Annotated in this window: 18 protein-coding genes and 2 pseudogenes; 12 read left to right on the plus strand and 8 right to left on the minus strand. The window is 38.0% G+C overall.

The window, feature by feature from the left end; translation table 11 throughout:
• Positions 1–7: 7 nt before the first annotated feature.
• Positions 8–2,212, minus strand: coding sequence for an MMPL family transporter (locus ACOI1D_RS08310; protein ID WP_422500769.1), 2,205 nt, complete (start codon positions 2,210–2,212; stop codon positions 8–10).
• Positions 2,213–2,362: 150 nt separating this feature from the next.
• On the opposite strand from ACOI1D_RS08310, the gene ACOI1D_RS08315 reads away from it, so the two are divergent.
• The 7 genes from ACOI1D_RS08315 to ACOI1D_RS08345 all read left to right on the plus strand — a co-directional run bounded on the left by ACOI1D_RS08315 (position 2,363) and on the right by ACOI1D_RS08345 (position 7,959).
• Entirely contained in the window at positions 2,363–2,986 is a 624-nt protein-coding gene (locus ACOI1D_RS08315; protein ID WP_422500770.1) for a TetR/AcrR family transcriptional regulator, read from the plus strand.
• A gap of 124 nt (positions 2,987–3,110) precedes the next feature.
• Positions 3,111–4,718, plus strand: a complete 1,608-nt coding sequence (locus tag ACOI1D_RS08320; protein WP_422500772.1) for an aryl-sulfate sulfotransferase — start codon at positions 3,111–3,113, stop codon at positions 4,716–4,718.
• A gap of 299 nt (positions 4,719–5,017) precedes the next feature.
• Entirely contained in the window at positions 5,018–5,194 is a 177-nt protein-coding gene (locus tag ACOI1D_RS08325; RefSeq protein ID WP_422500773.1) for an asparagine synthase, read from the plus strand.
• A 55-nt stretch (positions 5,195–5,249) separates the two neighbouring features.
• On the plus strand, positions 5,250–5,588 hold the full coding sequence (locus ACOI1D_RS08330) for a DUF378 domain-containing protein (RefSeq protein ID WP_422500774.1): 339 nt from the start codon (positions 5,250–5,252) through the stop codon (positions 5,586–5,588).
• Between the two features lie 221 nt (positions 5,589–5,809).
• The gene (locus ACOI1D_RS08335; RefSeq protein ID WP_422500776.1) at positions 5,810–6,787 is read left to right on the plus strand and encodes a ring-cleaving dioxygenase; all 978 of its coding nucleotides are present in this window, start codon (positions 5,810–5,812) and stop codon (positions 6,785–6,787) included.
• 29 nt (positions 6,788–6,816) lie between these two features.
• Entirely contained in the window at positions 6,817–7,275 is a 459-nt protein-coding gene (locus tag ACOI1D_RS08340) for a MarR family winged helix-turn-helix transcriptional regulator (RefSeq protein ID WP_422500777.1), read from the plus strand.
• Between the two features lie 108 nt (positions 7,276–7,383).
• Positions 7,384–7,959, plus strand: coding sequence for an NADPH-dependent FMN reductase (locus ACOI1D_RS08345; RefSeq protein WP_422500778.1), 576 nt, complete (start codon positions 7,384–7,386; stop codon positions 7,957–7,959).
• Positions 7,960–8,443: 484 nt separating this feature from the next.
• Here ACOI1D_RS08345 and ACOI1D_RS08350 read toward each other — a convergent pair whose 3' ends face one another.
• The 6 genes from ACOI1D_RS08350 to ACOI1D_RS08375 form a co-directional block, all read right to left on the minus strand.
• Positions 8,444–9,136 carry a DUF421 domain-containing protein gene (locus tag ACOI1D_RS08350; RefSeq protein ID WP_422500780.1) on the minus strand — a complete coding sequence of 231 codons (693 nt, stop codon included), beginning with the start codon at positions 9,134–9,136 and terminating at the stop codon, positions 8,444–8,446.
• A gap of 120 nt (positions 9,137–9,256) precedes the next feature.
• Positions 9,257–9,679: a GNAT family N-acetyltransferase gene (locus ACOI1D_RS08355; protein ID WP_422500782.1), complete on the minus strand. Its 423-nt coding sequence runs from the start codon at positions 9,677–9,679 to the stop codon at positions 9,257–9,259.
• Complete coding sequence (locus ACOI1D_RS08360) at positions 9,679–10,194, minus strand: YjcG family protein (protein ID WP_422500783.1); 516 nt, start codon at positions 10,192–10,194, stop codon at positions 9,679–9,681. The genes ACOI1D_RS08355 and ACOI1D_RS08360 overlap by 1 nt, the downstream gene beginning before the upstream one ends.
• A 146-nt stretch (positions 10,195–10,340) precedes the next feature.
• Positions 10,341–11,063, minus strand: a complete 723-nt coding sequence (locus tag ACOI1D_RS08365) for an alpha/beta hydrolase (protein WP_422500784.1) — start codon at positions 11,061–11,063, stop codon at positions 10,341–10,343.
• A 90-nt stretch (positions 11,064–11,153) separates the two neighbouring features.
• Positions 11,154–12,962, minus strand: coding sequence for an ABC transporter ATP-binding protein (locus ACOI1D_RS08370; RefSeq protein WP_422500797.1), 1,809 nt, complete (start codon positions 12,960–12,962; stop codon positions 11,154–11,156).
• Positions 12,952–14,682 carry an ABC transporter ATP-binding protein gene (locus ACOI1D_RS08375; RefSeq protein ID WP_422500786.1) on the minus strand — a complete coding sequence of 577 codons (1,731 nt, stop codon included), beginning with the start codon at positions 14,680–14,682 and terminating at the stop codon, positions 12,952–12,954. Before ACOI1D_RS08375 ends, ACOI1D_RS08370 begins: the two co-directional genes overlap by 11 nt.
• Positions 14,683–15,029: 347 nt before the next feature.
• Here ACOI1D_RS08375 and ACOI1D_RS08380 point away from each other — a divergent pair, with 347 nt between their 5' ends.
• Both ACOI1D_RS08380 and ACOI1D_RS08385 read left to right on the plus strand, forming a co-directional pair.
• A complete protein-coding gene (locus ACOI1D_RS08380) occupies positions 15,030–15,356 on the plus strand; it encodes a hypothetical protein (RefSeq protein ID WP_422500787.1) in 327 nt (108 codons plus the stop codon).
• Positions 15,357–15,393: 37 nt separating this feature from the next.
• Positions 15,394–16,167 (plus strand): protein kinase family protein, encoded by a 774-nt coding sequence (locus tag ACOI1D_RS08385; protein ID WP_422500789.1) that lies wholly within the window; start codon positions 15,394–15,396, stop codon positions 16,165–16,167.
• On the opposite strand, the gene ACOI1D_RS08390 is transcribed toward ACOI1D_RS08385, so the two are convergent.
• A complete protein-coding gene (locus ACOI1D_RS08390; RefSeq protein WP_422500790.1) occupies positions 16,164–16,319 on the minus strand; it encodes a hypothetical protein in 156 nt (51 codons plus the stop codon). The two genes, ACOI1D_RS08385 and ACOI1D_RS08390, sit on opposite strands and share 4 nt — an antisense overlap.
• A gap of 186 nt (positions 16,320–16,505) precedes the next feature.
• Here ACOI1D_RS08390 and ACOI1D_RS08395 point away from each other — a divergent pair, with 186 nt between their 5' ends.
• The 3 genes and pseudogenes from ACOI1D_RS08395 to ACOI1D_RS08405 all read left to right on the plus strand — a co-directional run.
• The gene (locus ACOI1D_RS08395; RefSeq protein ID WP_422500792.1) at positions 16,506–16,955 is read left to right on the plus strand and encodes an NUDIX domain-containing protein; all 450 of its coding nucleotides are present in this window, start codon (positions 16,506–16,508) and stop codon (positions 16,953–16,955) included.
• Positions 16,956–17,130: 175 nt separating this feature from the next.
• A pseudogene (gene tnpA / locus ACOI1D_RS08400) lies at positions 17,131–17,537 on the plus strand (IS200/IS605 family transposase).
• A gap of 16 nt (positions 17,538–17,553) precedes the next feature.
• Positions 17,554–17,959: pseudogene (locus ACOI1D_RS08405) on the plus strand (RNA-guided endonuclease TnpB family protein); the annotation flags it as partial.

Below are 17,959 nucleotides of genomic sequence, written 5' to 3' on the forward strand. Positions count from 1 at the left end.
AATCATTTTACTTCTGTTTCCACAGCTTTCCTGGCCAAAATGCAAACCTTCCAAGCACCATGGTGATAGCTGGAACTAATAAAGGTCTTACAATAAATGTATCTAGCAAAATACCAATCGCTGTTACGGTACCAAATTGAACAAGAACCTGAAGTGGCAGGACTGCCAAAACTGAAAATGTTCCTGCTAATATCAGCCCAGCAGAACTGATTACCCCGCTCGTTTGACCGACACCCTCTGAAATTGCTTCTTTCATGGACATATGCAAACGATTTTTCCATATGCTGGAGACCATAAATATATTATAATCCTCACCAAGTGCAACTAGAAATACAAATGCATAAAGTGGAATTAACCCTTGCATGGCGGATGCTCCCATTCCATAGTGGATTAATAACCACCCCAAACCTAATGCGGACAGGTAAGATAAAACAACGGTTACCAATAAATAAATCATAGCAACGATAGACCGTAAGTAAGCAAGTAATAATGCTGCAATAATGATTAACACTACTGGGATAATTAGGTTCTGATCCTGACTAGTTATTTTTTCTGTGTCATAAAGTTCTGCTGTTTCCCCTCCAATCCACACATGTTTACTCGGATTTTTTATGCCTGCCTGCTCAAGTTTTTCCTCTATAATCGTTTTTATTACCGGAATTTTATCAACAGCTTTTGCTGAATAAGGATCAATAGCAAGTGTTAGTTCATAGGATTGATAACTTTGAATTATTTCTCCTGTTCTCGGTTCACTGACGCTTTCTACAACGTTAAGCGAGGACAGGTCTTCATTTAGCTGCACATCTGCGTCTTCTGTATCAACAATCACCTGGACTGGTGCAATCGTACCTGGTGGATAATGATTTGCAATAATTGAAAAGCCTTCACGTGAGGGCATATCCTCTGGAAACGAATCTAGTACGCCGTACGTAAATTCTATTTTAGGTACAACCAACGCGAATCCACCTAGGAAAATGGTACATATAATGATAATGGGCCACGGTTTTTCTGTTACTAAACGTCCAACAGTTTTGCTGAACCTGCTTCGGCTTTTTTGTCGACGAACAGGCTTCCCTCTCTTTTTCTCTAAATCCTGTGTCATCGTTTCGGTACGTGGAATAAAAGGAAAAAAGGCTGCTCTGCCAAGCATAGCTAAAATAGACGGCAGGAAAGTTAGAACAGCAATGCCCATTATAAATATTGCTAGGCTAAATGGGACGGCAAATCGATCGTATGAAGCATATTGTGCTAGAGACAATGTGATCAGTCCGAGTACAGTTGTTAAGGCACTCATCATAATTGCACTGCCTGAATGCGCTATGGCCTTTTGCAGAGCAGTATATTTATTAACCTCAAGCTGTAATTCATCACGGTATCTTGAAATAAGGAATAGACAATAGTCCGTTCCAGCTCCAAACAAGAGTACAGTCATAATCGATATTGCTTGAGCGTCGACTTCAATCCAGCCTTGACTCGCCATAAAACCTAGGACTGGACTAATTAGGCCGTAAGCAATTCCTACACTGATTAATGGAACAATAGCCAGAATAGGGGATCTGTATAAAACGATAAGCAATACCAATACAAGTAAAACGGTAGTCATCAGTAATGTAATGTCTGCTTGGCTAAACAATTCGGTAGCATCCGTCTGAATCCCAATGGGTCCTGTAAAACGTACATGTAATCCGTCCTTTGTAATTTCTTTATTAAACGGATTGTTAGTTGCTGAATTGATTACTTTTTCTTGCAAATTATCCAGTGACTGCTGCAGAGATTCTACTGATGTATCCTGTTTGAAAAATACGGGTGTTGTTAGTGCGGCACCATCAGCGGACGCGGATTTCTCTAATGCACTGATTGGAATAGTACCTAATTCAGGAACCAATGATTGTCGTTCAAGTGGGTCTTTTTTAATTTGTTTGTAAACAGATTGCACAGTTTGATAATCAGCTTCCGTTAACCCACCATCACGATACCACACCATAATTAATGGGGTACCAGTTTTATTTGGAAATTGTTCTTTTACAATTTTTGCTGCCTCAACAGACATTGCATTCTCAGGGAGCAAGTTAGTTGATGATGTTTCCTCGTTGTTTACCTGTGGCCAGATGGAAGTTAAAATTCCAATTACCAAAGTCCAAACTACAAGTGTTGCAAAACGGCTTTTTGAGCCAGCGACTATCTTTCCCCATTTTGTTAAAAAACTGTTCATTAAATCTTCCTCTCCAGGTGGTAAGTAGTTATGTAATCTTCTTAAATAATTATATATACTGGTCAGTTAATTATCAACAATTATCGATCCAAATCTGAACACAAGGTATGATATAATAACTTGAAAAGTAATGGACAAGGGGAGAATAAGTTGAAGGCTAAACATAATCGTACGCTAGGGAGACCACGTTCAAAGGACTTGGAACAACCAACAAATGAAATTATTCTACAGGCAGCTTCCCGCCTTTTTTTAGAAAATAGCTATCAAAATGTTTCGGTTGATGACGTTGCCAGGATGTGTAATGTAACAAAAGCGACTGTCTATTATTACTATGATAGTAAATCAGAATTATTTACAGAAACAATGGTAAAAATGATGGACCGTATACGTGAAAAAATGCATGCCATGCTTCAGGAAGAATCGCCATTGCGCCAACGTCTGTTGAATATTACCAAAGCGCACTTGAAAGCAACTGTCGACGTTGATATAGAAGGGTTTATGAAAGGGTCAAAAAATGCACTATCGTCTGAACAATTAAAAAGAATGCAGCAGGCAGAGGAGGACATGTACAAAGCAATTGAACAAGCATTTGTTGATGCAATTGCGAAAAAACAAATTCCTGAAATAAACCCATCCTTTGCAGCACAAGCTTACTTAGCATTGTTAAAGGTTGGAAACCACAGGACTAAAGATGACCAGCCAATCTTCACAACAACAGAGGAAACAGCAGAGAAAATCATCGACTTCTTCTGGAATGGTCTGTTTTCGTTCTAACTGATAATCTTAATAGGAAATTTTCTTCCATGTTAGTTTTTTACCGAAAATGGGTACTTATAATTTTATCCAGAAAATTTACTGGGAATAAGTATTTATAATTAGGTAAGGTGGAGGAAGCACAATGAAAAAGGTTTTAATAAGCATAATAGCTGTTTGTATTGTGATCGGGGTTTCGATAGCTGTGTATGTCGTAGAAAATGACGAGCAGAGTTCTGAGGGGAAACGCACCGTATCATCAGATAATGAGTTGATTAAAGAACAAGAGTCGTTAGAACGAGTTATAAAGACTACATATAATCAGCGTGACTACAACTTTCGTGATCCGTTAATTATACCGGATCCATACGGTGTTGCCCCATTAACAGCACTACTTAAATTTGAGACAACAAAACCAACAGAAATAACGATTACCGTTAAAGGTAAAGAGAAACCAGCTAATATAACAAAAAAATTATCAGGATACAGAACTACACATGATGTTCCTGTTCTTGGCCTGTATCCTGATTATGAAAATACTGTAATTATTAAAGGAAAGACAAAAAAGGGAAAGGTTACAGAAAAAGAGCTGACTATTACTACGGAGCCACTTCCTGAAGAATTTCTTAAAACAGAACTGATTAAATCCAACCCTAAAAAGATGGAAAATGGCCTTACATTTCTTATCCCAAGCAGTGAGTCACCATATGCCGTAGACAGCAACGGTGATGTTCGCTGGTATTCGAAATTACCAAATAGTCATGTATTTAAAAGAATGGAGAACAACAATCTTCTGTACCTAACGGAAAAAACTAACAAGTACAATTTATTGCTTGAAATGGATATGTTAGGTCAGGTTTTTCATTCATATTTAGTGACTGTCAGTAATTATGATGGGTGGGGTATTATTCATCATGATGCAATCGAATTACCAAACGGAAATATCTTAGCTACCACTCATGACGGATCACAATATATTGAAGACGAAATGATTGAAATTGACCGTGAAACTGGTGAGTTAGTCGATCAGCTTAATATGAGAAATATTTTGCCAACAAGTTTTTACAAAGAATATGATGGACCTTCAGCAGATGATGGTGATTGGTTTCACCATAATTCTATTTGGTATGATGAATCCGAAGAGGACATTTTAGTTTCTGGACGACACCAAAGCTTAGTTATGGAGATGAGTTATCCTAAAGGTAATATCGAATATATTCTAGCGGCGCATGAGGGGTGGCCAAAAGAATATCAAAAATATTTACTTGACCCTATTGGTGATAATTTCAAATTTCCTGGCGGTCCGCATTCAGTGAAGGTATTACCTGATCAGGATAAAAATGAAGCTACAAAGGATATCCTGGTTTTTGACAACAATATCGCGGTTACCAGAGGAGACGAAAGCGTTAGCGAAGAATATAGTCGTGGTGTACAATATCGGATTAACACGGAAGAAATGACAGTAAAAGAAGTTTGGTCATATGGAAAAGAACGAGGCAAATCCTTTTTTTCTAAATATGTTAGTGATGTTAACAACCTTAGTGACACTGGAAATCGGTTAGTCACTTCTGGCTATACATTTGCGGAAGATGGAAATATGAGAAGTATCGTTGTCGAAGTAACCGGTGGTGCAGCTGACGAAGTTGTTTACGAAATAAAAGTAACTGGATTCAAGGAAGGAAGTCATAAACAGATTTACCGGTCAGTACGAAAACCTCTCTACCCTGATGGATGGAATTTTGAATTCAAATAGACTAACACTTATTTTTTTACAAAAAGTTGGCAAACTAAAGGTAAGAAGGAGGGTGTTAGAATTGAGCAAGGATAAAGAATCAAAGTTAAAAAATAAAAGTAAAGAAGAACTAAACGGAAAATCACTGAAAAAGGGTAATAAAAAATTGAATGGGCCAAACCGTCCATCTGTATAAGTTTTATCTTAAAAATCGGTATTAAGCAAATATAGCTTAGTACCGATTTTTTACCTGTATGATAAACGTGTTTAATGCAAAAGATAAGGTGACTGTGAACTATACTACTTGGAGGGATGTTTTTATGGAAGGTGTTCGTGAGGGGTTGATTCCAGCAATTCTTGGAACAGCAGTAACATCAACGGGTCTAGCGTTACGTAAAAATAGAAGAATACAACCAATGGTAAGGGGTTCGATTATAGGCTTTGGCCTAGCACATGTGGTATTAGGGGCTATTGATTTGGTCGAACATCGTCAGTAATGATTCTGACAGGAGGGGCTTTGGTTCTTCCTGATTTTGTGGAGGTGTAATACAAATGACAACTATAAAACGGATTGCATTAACCTTAGTTATAATTGGTGCTGTTAACTGGGGATTGATTGGCTTATTTCAATTTGATTTAGTGGCAGCAATTTTTGGTGGACAAGACGCTGCATTATCTCGCGTGATTTATACGCTTGTCGGTTTAAGTGGCTTGTATTGTCTTACGATGCTATTTGAACCGATGGCAGAAACAACAAAAGACATAAAAAGTGATAGAAATATCAATACCAACAATGTAAGTTATGGCACAGAGTTTGGCGAAGAAATGGACTTAACGCAACGAGCTACTGATATAGAAACAGACGAAGAGACTAATGAAAAAAAAGAGTGACTGTTACCACGTGAAAATTTCATCTCACTATTAGAAGCAAGGCTCGAAAGCCAATAAATTTGCTGGAAACTAGGGCTAATCCAATAAGGTTCGCCCTAGTTTTATTTTCATAATACCTGTTAATTGACATGTAATGAAAATCGTAGTAACATTTATCTCGAATTAAAGATATATTAAACTGAGACATATTTAGATTATATGTAAGTTGGAGGTATATTAAAATGAACGGATTAAAAGGAATACATCATGTAACAGCAATCACGAGCAGTGCTGAAAAGAATTATGAGTTTTTCACATATGTACTGGGTATGCGTCTTGTGAAAAAAACGGTTAACCAGGATGATATCCAAACCTATCACCTGTTTTTTGCCGATGATACAGGTAGCCCTGGTACAGACATGACATTTTTTGATTTCCTTGGCATTCCAAAAGGGACGCATGGTACGAATGAAATTTCCAAAACATCATTCCGTGTACCTAGTGATGAAGCACTGGATTATTGGGTGAAGCGCTTTGATCGTTTGGAAGTAAAGCATGTGGGTATCAAAGAACAGTTTGGAAAAAAGGTACTGTCCTTTGTTGACTTTGACGACCAAAACTACCAATTAATTTCTGATGAAAAGAATGAAGGTGTCTCAGCAGGTACACCATGGCAGAAGGGACCAATACCGTTAGACTATGCAATAACTGGGCTTGGGCCGATCTTTGTTCGAATCGCAAACTTTGATTATTTTAAAGAAATGATGGAAAGAGTTTTGTTATTTAAAGAAATAGCAAAGGAAGGATCATTTCACTTATTTGAAGTAGGTGAGGGGGGAAGTGGCGCACAGGTTGTTGTTGAATATAATGCCGTTATGCCACAAGCACGTCAAGGTTTTGGAACTGTTCACCATACAGCATTTCGCGTTGAGGATCGTTCAGTATTAGAAGAATGGATTACACATATGGAAAGCTTCCAGTTTCGGACTTCTGGCTTTGTAAATCGTCATTTCTTCGGTTCATTATATGTAAATGTTGCACCGCAAATCTTATTTGAATTCGCAACAGATGGGCCTGGTTTTATGGGGGACGAATCCTATGAAACACTAGGAGAGATCCTGTCACTTCCTCCGATGTTGGAACCGCAACGTGACGAGATTGAAAAATTAGTTCGTCCCATTGATACAGTGAGAAGTACAATTGACTTTAAAAAGGAATAAATTGAAACTGATAATGAGGGATTGATGACATGGTGAATACATCAGACGAGCTCACTAAAAACAGTGAGAATACGTTGAAATTATTTGTTGTTTTAACACGGGCATTGCAATCCATTGAGAAGCAGATCGTTAAAGATATAAAAAGTCATGGGTTAAATTTAACGGAGTTTTCTGTGCTGGAATTGTTATATCATAAAGGGCAGCAACCAATCCAGCGAATCGGACAAAAAATTTTGCTTGCAAGCAGCAGCATTACGTACGTAGTTGATAAATTAGAAAAAAAGGATTACCTGGAGCGAAAGGCCTGTCCGAATGACCGTCGGGTAACATATGCAGCAATTAGCGACAACGGAAGTGAACTAATGGATGAAATTTTTCCGAAGCATGTTAACGCAATGAATGAAATACTAGGCGGTTTGGATTCAGATGAAAAAGAGCTGATGATCGACCAGTTAAAAAAATTAGGGTATCACGCGCAGGGATTATGATGTTTTTACAGGGGCAGTTTTGGGGGTGATAGACTGTTAGATAGTAGCCGCAAAAGTTGATATAACAAAAACTGTATATATAATAAACAACAACTAGGAGGAATCATAATGTTAAAAGTAGGAATTATAATTGGAAGCACGCGTCAAGGTAGAAATGGGGAAGCGGTAGCAAATTGGACATATGACTTCGCAACAAAACGCAATGATAATGTGGAGTATGAGGTCGTTGATCTTGTAAACTATAATCTGCCATTTTTAGGAGCAGCAGTTCCTGAGGCAGAACAGGAAAATGTAGCAGCAAGTGCCAAGGCATGGTCAGAAAAAATGGCATCATTTGATGGATACATTTTTGTTACACCAGAATACAATCATGCACCATCAGCTGTACTAAAAAATGCACTTGATTATTTGAATCCTGAAGTGAATAATAAAGCTGCTGGCTTTGTATCATATGGTAGCTTGGGTGGTGCGCGTGCAATTGAAAATCTACGCCTTATTTTAGGTGAGCTTCAGGTTGCAGATGTTCGTACAGCGGTGACATTCTCGCTTATGACAGATTTTGTAAACTTCAGTGAATTCAAGCCTGCAGACTATCATGTGACTAATGCTAATCAACTGCTTGATCAGGTAATTGCATGGAGCGGTGCTTTAAAAACTGTACGAGTAGAAAAAGCAACAGTATAAAGTAAAATGAGCATACTGACTTAGACTGTTTTCAAAGATTGTGTTTAGGACATAAAATGTATAAACTGCGACGTATGAGCTATTCTCGGATAACGGAAGATTCCCGGCCCGCGACGGACGATATTCTCGGGTAATGGAAGATTCCCGGCCCGCGACGGACGATATTCTCGGATAACGGAAGATTCCCGGGCTGCGACGGAAGATATTCTCGGATAACGGAAGATTTCCGGCTTGCGACGGAAGATATTCTCGGATAACGGAAGATTCCCGGCCTGCGACGGAAGATATTCTCGGATAACGGAAGATTAACGGCCCGCGACGGAAGATATTCTCGGATAACGGAAGATTCCTGGCCCGCGACGGAAGATACTGTAGCAGAAGTTACGTCGCAGTTTGCATCAACTATGAAGTTTAAAGAGCACTAAACTTCTAATTAAAATCCTTCAACCATAAAGGCTGGAGGATTTTTTAAGTACACAGACTATTAACTTTTCCTTTTAGTAAATGGCAGGACAAATAATTCCTCCCCTTCAACCCACTCTGCGTAAAACACGTCTTTAACTGTTTCTACATCCTGAATCCTCAACTCATCCTCAAGCCATTTTTCAGTAAGGTTCGCTTCTTTTAAATTATCCCAAATAATTTCACCGTCATTTACTAGAGTAATGGGTAGCTGTACAGGTTCTGACTTAACGTTTAAATCCTTTTTAGTTGGTGGCTGATAATCTGACTTTTTCAAAACAGAAACTGATCCATCTGTTTCCAAAACTGCATATTCAACCTCTTTCATTGAAAAAACACCCTTTGACCGCAACATATGCTGAAGCTGATTAACATCTAATTTACTTTCCTTCATTTCATCCCTAATTAGGTTCCCTTGATGAATAATAATGGTAGGTCTACCTTCTAATAGTCCACGTGTACCCTTGAACTTCTGAGTGATAATTTCAGTTACATAAATCATTACCCCCCATATTAAAACAGCAAAACCAATTTTAATAATACCAGTATTGTCATCAAATAATGCACTTCCAACCAGTTCCCCAAGAACAAGAGCAGCCACAAAATCAAATGGTGTCAGCTGTGTAATTTGTGTTTTTCCAAGTATTTTTACTAACACAAATAAGGCAAAGAACCCGAATACTGATTCCCTGAACAAGGGAAGTAAAAAGTCCATCTCACAACAACCCCTTCACAAACTCCATGTTAGCTTAACCTTAATGAAAAAATACATGCAAAAAAATGTCAGCCTGCAGACTGTAAAGTCCAACAAACTGACATTTCTACTAAGTAACTATTACAATTCTTTGATCATGGTTACATGGGGAATACCGGCGTCCATAAATTCTCCAGAGACTGTTTCATAACCAAGCTGCCTGTAAAAATCCTCTGCATGTGTTTGTGCATTTAGCTTGGCTTTACTGTAACCATTTTCCTTGATTTCTTCTTCCATTCGTTGCATGATACGTTTTCCATATGATTTACCCCGTTCTGAGGCTAGTACACAAATACGTTCCAATTTTCCATAGATATCAACGAAACGCAATCTGCTGGCAGCGACGGGAGCACTATCTATTAAGCCGACGAAGTGAATAGCACTTTCATCATATTGATCAAGCTCATCCTCAGGGGAAACGTTTTGTTCATTCACAAACACGATTGTACGAACATGATAAGCCTGTTCAAGCTCTTGTTTTGTTTTTACAATTTTAATATCCACTAGTCATCTTTCCCAAACAAAAATGATTCATAAACGGTCCACGATCCATTTTCAAGCTGATACATAAGTTGGAAACGATCAACCTTGTCTTCCAACTGAATGTCTTTCATTGTTAGGCTGCCATACACATCAGCATATTCCTGGTCGGACAATTTTTGTGCAATAGTTATATGGGGCACAAATCCATATTCCTTATTTTCAGGAAGCTCACCTGACTGTAATTTTTCATGTAAATCAATTACCGCCTGTGTAGCTTCTACCTTCATATAGATTGTATTTGTTACAGGTGCAAAGGTACTTACTTTATTGATGTTAAGTTTCAATGGTGAAGTATTTTTTGCTATTTTTCTTAACTCAGGAATAATTTCACGGATCTTATCGTCGTCTGCTTCAAAGGATTCCTTTAACGTGATATGTGGCGGAATCAACGCATAATGCGGATCATAACGCTTTCTGTATGAGTTTGCTTTATCTTGGATAGGCTTCGATGGAAATATTGCAATACCGTATTTCATAATAAAACCTCCTAAGTGTATTTTGCGACTATTACTATTGATCAAATCTTCCAATCATTGTTGTGTTGGATTCTGATATGGTTTACTCTTTATTATAGCAAAAAATACAGTAAAATAGAAAATATTTTGTTACATTTTTCTAAAAATTAATTAAACATAGACGTTAAAGCGCGTTTTAGATCTTTTTGCCATGCTTTCCATGTATGTTCTCCCTCTAACTCGTGATATATATAGCTCATGCCTTTATCTGTCAAAAGTCTATTCAATTCTCGATTTGGTGTAAGGAAGTCCTCTTTCGTTCCAGCTGTGGTATCCACTTCTGTTTCTTCAAGGCCAATTGTATGGTAAATGTCCATTGAATGAATATCCTTGGAATTCCTTACAGCTTCCATGACTGTTTCGTCTACATAAGGAGATTGCATAATAACGTTTCCAAATGTATGCGGAAAACGTAAGGCAGTCATCAATGCCAGAGTACCTGCTAAGGAATCTCCCATCAATGTACGGGATTGTCCCATATGGTAAGTTGGGAGCAGGTCGTCGAGAAGGGGTACTACTTCATAAACAAGAAATTTAATATAAGCTTGCTGCTTCTCCCCACTTGGGTGATACTTTTCCTTGCGATCATATTTGTCATTGTAATGAATGCCTACAAATACAGTGTTCTCGATTTCTTCCTTCTCGTGTAAACGATCACTTAAAGTTGCAGCACGGCCAAGCTGATAATAATCATTACCATCCTGCATAATACAAACATGATACTTATACAAAGGAGAAAACGACTCAGGCTGATAAATCTTCAGCGTCATAACCTCACCTAAAAACTTACTATCAATTTCCTCTTCAACCATCGTACCATTTCTACCCATAAAGACTCACCTCAATTTAATTTGGAAGTAACTGGAAAATGTGCCAGGCACCACCTCTATTTTATCATGTAATTATTTTATTTTCATGGCTTAGGTTAGTTGTCCTTGGAACAGGTTGTGGTAATGCCCTTTTTTCTTTATTAATTCACTATGGCTGCCTTGTTCGATAATTGACCCATGCTCAAGCATGATGATTTTGTCTGCTTCCTGAATGGTGTTGAGTCGATGAGCGATAACAAAACTTGTTCTGCCATGCATCAGCCGTTTTAGTGCATCCTGAATGGTAACTTCCGTAATGGTGTCGATATTACTTGTTGCTTCATCCAGGATTAAAATCGACGGATTAGCCAACAGCGCCCGGGCAATGGTTAAAAGCTGCTTCTGACCCTGGCTGATACCACTGCCTTCCTGATCTAATACGGTCTCAAATTCGTGAGGCATAATTGAAATAAATTCAAAGGCATTGGCATTTTTGGCGGCTTCAATTACTTCAGCATCTGTCGCATCAAGCCTACCGTAGCGAATGTTTTCCATAATCGTTCCTTTGAACAAAAAGGAATCCTGCAGGACAAATGCCATATGCTGACGCAGACTGGATCTTTTGATATTCTTAATATCCACGCCATCAAGTGTTATTTTCCCCGTGTCATAATTATAAAACCGGGCAATTAAATTGATGATTGTTGTTTTTCCAGCACCAGTGTGGCCAACAAATGCTACAGTTTCACCAGGATTAGCTTCGAATGAAATATGGTTTAAAATGGGTGTGGCTTCATAAGCAAACGAAACATCTGCAAACTGCACATGACCAGTAGTTTTGGACAATTCTTTAGCAGTTCGTTCATCGGTTTCTTCCTGGCTTTCATCCATCACATTAAAAACCCGTTCAGCCCCAGCAACTGCCGACAATAGTATATTAAACTGGTTGGAAAGTTCATTTAATGGCCGTGTGAACTGGCGTGCATACTCGGTAAAAATAACAATTACCCCAACAGTAACGATATTCTGGACGGCAAGAATTCCCCCTACCAAAGCAATCAGGGCAAAGCTTAGGAAATTTAACATATTCATAACTTTGGGAATGAAACCGGAGATGGTCATCGCCCAGAAGCCTGTATGACGAAGTTTTTTATTACGTTCTTCAAACTCTCCTATCACGCGTTCCTCTTGAGAAAACGTCTTTACGACATGTTGCCCGGAAACAGTCTCTTCAACATAACCGTTTAATTCTCCCAAATCCTTTTGCTGCAATTTATACAGTGGACCAGTACGTTTGGTGATCCATTTCATCCCGACATACATCAGCGGAATAATCGTCATTGTTACAAGAGTAAGCAATGGACTTAGAATCAGCATGACGACAACAGTTCCGACAAGCGTTAAGATACTTGAGAAAATCTGAATGACGGACTGGTTCAATGTGTTGTTAATATTATCAATATCGTTCGTAATCCTACTCATTAATTCTCCGTGCTGCCTTTTATCAAAATAAGATATAGGCAGACGGTGAAATTGCTTAAACAAATCTCCTCTCAAAGAAAAAACAGTGTTCTGGGCGATCCCAACCATCCAGTAATTTTGCAGGAAAATTGAAAGAGAATGGAACAGATAAATCATAACGAGCCAAACCAGCAGCATGCCTAGTCCAGAACTGCTTTTTGTCACAATATAATCATCAATCGCAGTCCCGACTAAATATGGGCCAAGTAGAGCAAGGCCCGAACTCATTACAACCGCTAGAATGACGAGACTCAATGCACCTTTTTCCCGAATTAAATACGACCAGATTCGCTTAATAGTTCCTGCTGTATTGCGAGCTTTTTTAGTCTTCTTACTTTCAACGTTATCAAGTGGAATCCGTTCATGCTGGAAAGGTTCTTTTAGTTGACTAATTGACATATAGATACTCCTTTCCAAACTGTGATTCTACAATTTTACGGTAAAGGTTTGAATCCTTAAGCAATTCTTCGTGCGTACCACTTACAAGAATCTGGCCACGATCCATCAACAAAATACGATCCGCATCCATCGCTGTCGTAATCTTTTGCGTTATCATCAAGGTTGTACACTTATCCTGTCTAATTGCATCGAGTAATCTCGATTCTGTTTCTAAATCAAGTGCACTCGTACAATCATCCAGCATTAAAATTTTCGGACGACGAATCAATGCTCTCGCTATTGAAAGGCGCTGCTTCTGACCACCAGATAGATTGACACCTTTTTGGCCGATCTTTGTATCATATCCATTAGGCAATTCCATTATCGTTTCATGGATTTGTGCGTCACGGGCAGCCTGTATTACTTCTTCTCTAGTGGCTTTTTCTTTACCCCAGGCTATGTTGTCAAATACAGATCCACTGAACAGTAAGGGACTTTGTGGTACATAGCCAATCGCCCGCCGCAGATGATCCAATGTATAGGAAGTTATCGGCTTATCATCAATTGAAATAACACCACTAGTCACATTATAGAGACGCGGAAGTAACTGGAATAACGACGTCTTACCAGCGCCAGTTGCACCAATTATAGCGATTGATTCACCACTATTTATGGAAAAAGTTATGTCTTTTATAACTTTTGCATCTTCTTTGTTGTAAGCAAAACTCACAGCATCCATATCAATTTTTCCTTCAGTAACAAGTGCACCAGTTTCGGCTTGATCAGACTCGTACAGATCAACTTTCACACTCAATACCTCACTTAGCCTTGTAGCAGAAGCTTTAGCTCTGGAAAAAGCAAGTGTAATAAAGGTGAACATCGAAATTGCCATCGAGACACGTAAGGCGTAGTTTACAATCGCGACAATATCACCAACAGATGACTCACCAGCAAGGACCTGGTTATTACCGAACCAAAGAATTGAGATCAAGCTTAGGTTCATAACAAACAAAAGTACAGGCATGGAAGACTCTACGAAACGAAACGTATAGCGTGTCTTCATTGCTAAATATTTGTTTGCTTTCATGAAGCGATTTTCTTCATGATTACGACGTAAAAATGCCTTAATTAAGCGCATGCCAGCCAAGTTTTCTTGCATCACACGGTTAACATTGTCAACACGCTGCTGCACACTATTGAACAAGCTACTCGCACGTTTGAGTACCCAAAATAAAAAGAAAATAAGCAAAGGAACAGTAATTAAAAAAATAAGTGCAAGCTTCGCGTTTACAATAAAAGCCATCACTACACCACCAAGAACAATTAACGGTGCCTTTACCATAATGCGAAGTCCCATAAAGATTGTATTCTGCATCTGCCGCACGTCATTTGTAAACCGTGTCATCAAAACAGATGTCGGGTACTGATTTAGATTTCGAAATGAGAATTCTTGAACCTTTTTGAATAGCTTCTCGCGAATATCATACCCAAATCCATAACTTGTGTGTGACGCATAGAAAGAATTGAAAATCCCTGCAAAAAATGCAGCAAAAGCAAGCCCAATCATAATGCTGCCCCACATCACAATATTACCAATATCTTTATTCATTACGCCTTCATTAATCATCATCCCTAAAAAGAAGGGAAGTAGAAGCTCTGTAGCAAGTTCAATCATCGTAAATGTATACGCAACCCAAATCGGGAGTTTATAAGGTTTCAAAAAAGATAATATCTGTTTCACAGTTGACCTCCGAATATGTAGTAAGGGATTAAGAACCTATTTCCTCGTGCGATCTAATCTCCCAATCATTCCATTATAATAGGAAAAGAGGGATTAATCTATGGTTTAAATCTGGACTAGGGCTGTATGTTTTTTAATTAGAATTAAAAGTTTAAATCAATTTATGGTAAAATCAAAACAATTACATAATTATTGGACGTCACATGTGAATGGGAATTGAGCTGGGTTATTTATTATAGTGTAGGAGGGTGCATCTTTTCAGGTATACAAAAATAAGAATTCAAAAATAATTGAAACAAAACAGATAGTGAAATCGTATGTTTATCGACTGAAAAGGGGTGCGAACATTGTCTAAAGCTGTTTATTGTGACAAGTGTCTTTTAGAAATAAAGGTTAGGGATGATTTAGTAACAGCAACGATATTTTTTGAAGTCGTACCTTATCATGAGGAATGCTATTCCAAAGATTTAAAAGGTGCTAAAAGTCTCTTTCTAACTAATCAACCGATCAATGGCTTCTCAGGTAACATTATCATACTAGTAATCATCGCTTTGGCCATCACATGGGCAATAGTTGCCGAAGGACCAATGAAACTATTGTCAGCTGCTGGACTTATTCCCATCATTTCCAGAATATATTCATATGTAATCTATGAAAGACATACTGAAAAGTAATATTTTAGCGAAGTACAATAGAAGTGGAGGCCATTATATGCAATTTTTAAAACTATTTAAAAGAGTACTTAGAGGCTTTACTGACCACCAATATGGAGAGAATGAAACAATCTACGATAAGTACAAAGTAAAAGCAGTCCTTGGAATGGGAAGCTATGGAATGACCTACCTTTGTGAAAACGTGGAAGAAAAACAACTTTGTGTGGTCAAACAAATGACGAAAAGTAAAAAGAAGACTTTAATCCGTAAACAATACCAAACAGAGACGGAAATACTTGAGCAATTAAGTCATCCGAATATCCCCCGTTTTTATGAGCGATTTACATTTGAAAACAATAACTTATTTTCCATGGAATATATTGAAGGGGAGAATTTGGAGGATCTGATTTTTTCAAAAAAGAAGCGGTTTAATGAAAAAGAATCACTTGTCTTAATCAGGGACTTGTTGCACATTGTTTCGTACATCCACACGAAAGGGATTATCCATGGAGACCTTAGAATTCCTAACGTTATGATTAGGAATGGTGAGCCATGCATCATTGACTTTGGACTATCTGAACCCTGTTCTGTTAAGAATAAGGATTCTCTCCCAATGGAAGATTTCTTTGACCTAGGAGATTTGCTTTTGTTTTTACTCTATTCCAGTTACAATTCCACAATAAAAAAAGGTCGTCCATGGACAGAAGAGCTCTCCATTCACGAACGAACTAGTCAATTGTTGAAGAATTTGCTTGGTGTTGACGAATCTTATACATATACTTCAGATGTCCTGCACGATGTTAACCAAGCAATTGAATCCATAAGCAATTAGTTTTTAGCTGCTTCTTCTGCCTTTTCGTTTATAACGGCTACTACCTTCGAATGGAGAACCCTTGCGGTGACCGCTGCTACTTGAACGACTGAATTTCCGGTCACTTGAACTGCGACGATATCCCTTGTGCTTTCTTTTTCCACTACTACCACTATACTGCTTTACCTTCTTTAAAAATTTGTCTAACATCAACAAAACTCCTTTCGTTGCTACTGATGTTACGTTTTGGTGAATCATTAAGTTTCAGTAGAATCATAATTCGTACACCTTTATACAAAACTTTACCCTTAAAGCTCGAAAGTTAACCAAATTCACTTAATAAGTTGGAGGTTATCGAATTGTACAGTACCAAGAACAATGGTTTTCAATTTCTTGATTTCATCCGTATGACTGAAGAAAGAATGCCAGGATTACTACAGCCTGTTGCCGGATCATTTGCAGTTATCAATTGTGATGGTAATTATCTTTTGTGTTATAACACTTTGAGAAAGCAATGGGAACTACCGGCAGGGCGCAGGGAAAAAGGTGAGACATCTAAAGAGTGTGCTATCAGAGAACTCTATGAAGAAACAGGACAAGTTGTATTAGATATGACATTCCAAGGCCTGTTACAAGTGAAAAATAGTAGAAATGGTCAAGTCAAATATAATCCAGTCTACATGACTAATGTAGATAAGCTGCAGCCTTTTGTTGAGAATGAGGAAACGTCGAAAATTAAGCTTTGGAACTTCAATAAACAAATAGGACTGATTGACCAAGTTGATATAAAAATATTAAATTTTGTTTAATTTACAGATTTTCCGAACGAGAAAGCCCACTCCTTTAGGTGTGGGATGATAGTGAGGTCAAATACGGAGTACCACTTATAAACCTGAAGGTTTGTGGCGCTTCAAGTATTTGAATATTTCAACATTTATGGCATGTTAGTTGCGCTTTTTTTATTATACTTATAAAATTGTATATATGAATGAATATAGAAAAACCAAAACAACCGTTTCGTTATTAAACTATCATTTTGTTTTCAGTCCTGGTTATAGAAGGAAGATTTTTCTTCAGACAGATGTAGAAAAACGTTTCAAAGAGCTGGTGCAAGAAGTGTGTGTAGAATTGGAAGTACAAATTATTGCTATTGAATGCGACAAGGACCATACACATATGTTTCTAAATACGCTACCTATACTCCTATACGAACTCCTTCGGACATCATGGCAAAAATCAAGGGATTCACTTCCAAGAAACTAAGAGAGGAATTCCCTCACCTTCAGCATTTTCAAAGCCTTTGGGCACGTTCGTTTTTTGTATCCACTGCTGGCAATGTTTCAACCGAAACTATTAAAAGATACGTTGAAAATCTAAAGAAAAGGAACTAGTGAGGAGTGAAAACCTATGGTAAGAAATGCGAAACCGACTTATACAATCGAATTTTCTTTGCACATTCCTAGTTGGCAACAACATCGCTTGGAAAAAAAGTTTAAGATTGCTAGAGCTGTATATAATTCTTGCCTAGGTGAAGCTTTAAAACGACATAAAGCAGTAAAGTCGGATAAAGAATACCGTAGACTCCTTAAAAAACCTAAGTGTAAAGACCGTGATAGTCACCTTTCAACTATTCGGTTAAATTATGGCTTTTCAGAATATGGAATACATAGCTTTGTGAAGTCTGTTCAAAGGAAGTTTAAAGAACACATTGGAAGTTTCGAAGCACAAAAGCTTGCAACCAGAGCTTTTCAGGCAGTCGAGAAACTTCATTTTGGTAAATCAAAAAAAGTTCACTTTAAAAATAGCACGGATG

Origin of the sequence: Virgibacillus sp. DJP39, assembly GCF_049310925.1 — a bacterium.
Taxonomy (GTDB): Bacteria; Bacillota; Bacilli; order Bacillales; family Amphibacillaceae; genus Virgibacillus_F.

What these genes read in the sequence shown, in the direction of transcription:
- ACOI1D_RS08310 (WP_422500769.1), bottom strand. Translation starts at nt 2,212, where the DNA reads ATGAACAGTTTTTTAACAAAATGGGGAAAGATAGTCGCTGGCTCAAAA.
- ACOI1D_RS08320 (WP_422500772.1), top strand. Translation starts at nt 3,111, where the DNA reads ATGAAAAAGGTTTTAATAAGCATAATAGCTGTTTGTATTGTGATCGGG.
- ACOI1D_RS08325 (WP_422500773.1), top strand. Translation starts at nt 5,018, where the DNA reads ATGGAAGGTGTTCGTGAGGGGTTGATTCCAGCAATTCTTGGAACAGCA.
- ACOI1D_RS08330 (WP_422500774.1), top strand. Translation starts at nt 5,250, where the DNA reads ATGACAACTATAAAACGGATTGCATTAACCTTAGTTATAATTGGTGCT.
- ACOI1D_RS08335 (WP_422500776.1), top strand. Translation starts at nt 5,810, where the DNA reads ATGAACGGATTAAAAGGAATACATCATGTAACAGCAATCACGAGCAGT.
- ACOI1D_RS08340 (WP_422500777.1), top strand. Translation starts at nt 6,817, where the DNA reads ATGGTGAATACATCAGACGAGCTCACTAAAAACAGTGAGAATACGTTG.
- ACOI1D_RS08345 (WP_422500778.1), top strand. Translation starts at nt 7,384, where the DNA reads ATGTTAAAAGTAGGAATTATAATTGGAAGCACGCGTCAAGGTAGAAAT.
- ACOI1D_RS08350 (WP_422500780.1), bottom strand. Translation starts at nt 9,136, where the DNA reads ATGGACTTTTTACTTCCCTTGTTCAGGGAATCAGTATTCGGGTTCTTT.
- ACOI1D_RS08360 (WP_422500783.1), bottom strand. Translation starts at nt 10,194, where the DNA reads ATGAAATACGGTATTGCAATATTTCCATCGAAGCCTATCCAAGATAAA.
- ACOI1D_RS08365 (WP_422500784.1), bottom strand. Translation starts at nt 11,063, where the DNA reads ATGGGTAGAAATGGTACGATGGTTGAAGAGGAAATTGATAGTAAGTTT.
- ACOI1D_RS08370 (WP_422500797.1), bottom strand. Translation starts at nt 12,962, where the DNA reads ATGTCAATTAGTCAACTAAAAGAACCTTTCCAGCATGAACGGATTCCA.
- ACOI1D_RS08385 (WP_422500789.1), top strand. Translation starts at nt 15,394, where the DNA reads ATGCAATTTTTAAAACTATTTAAAAGAGTACTTAGAGGCTTTACTGAC.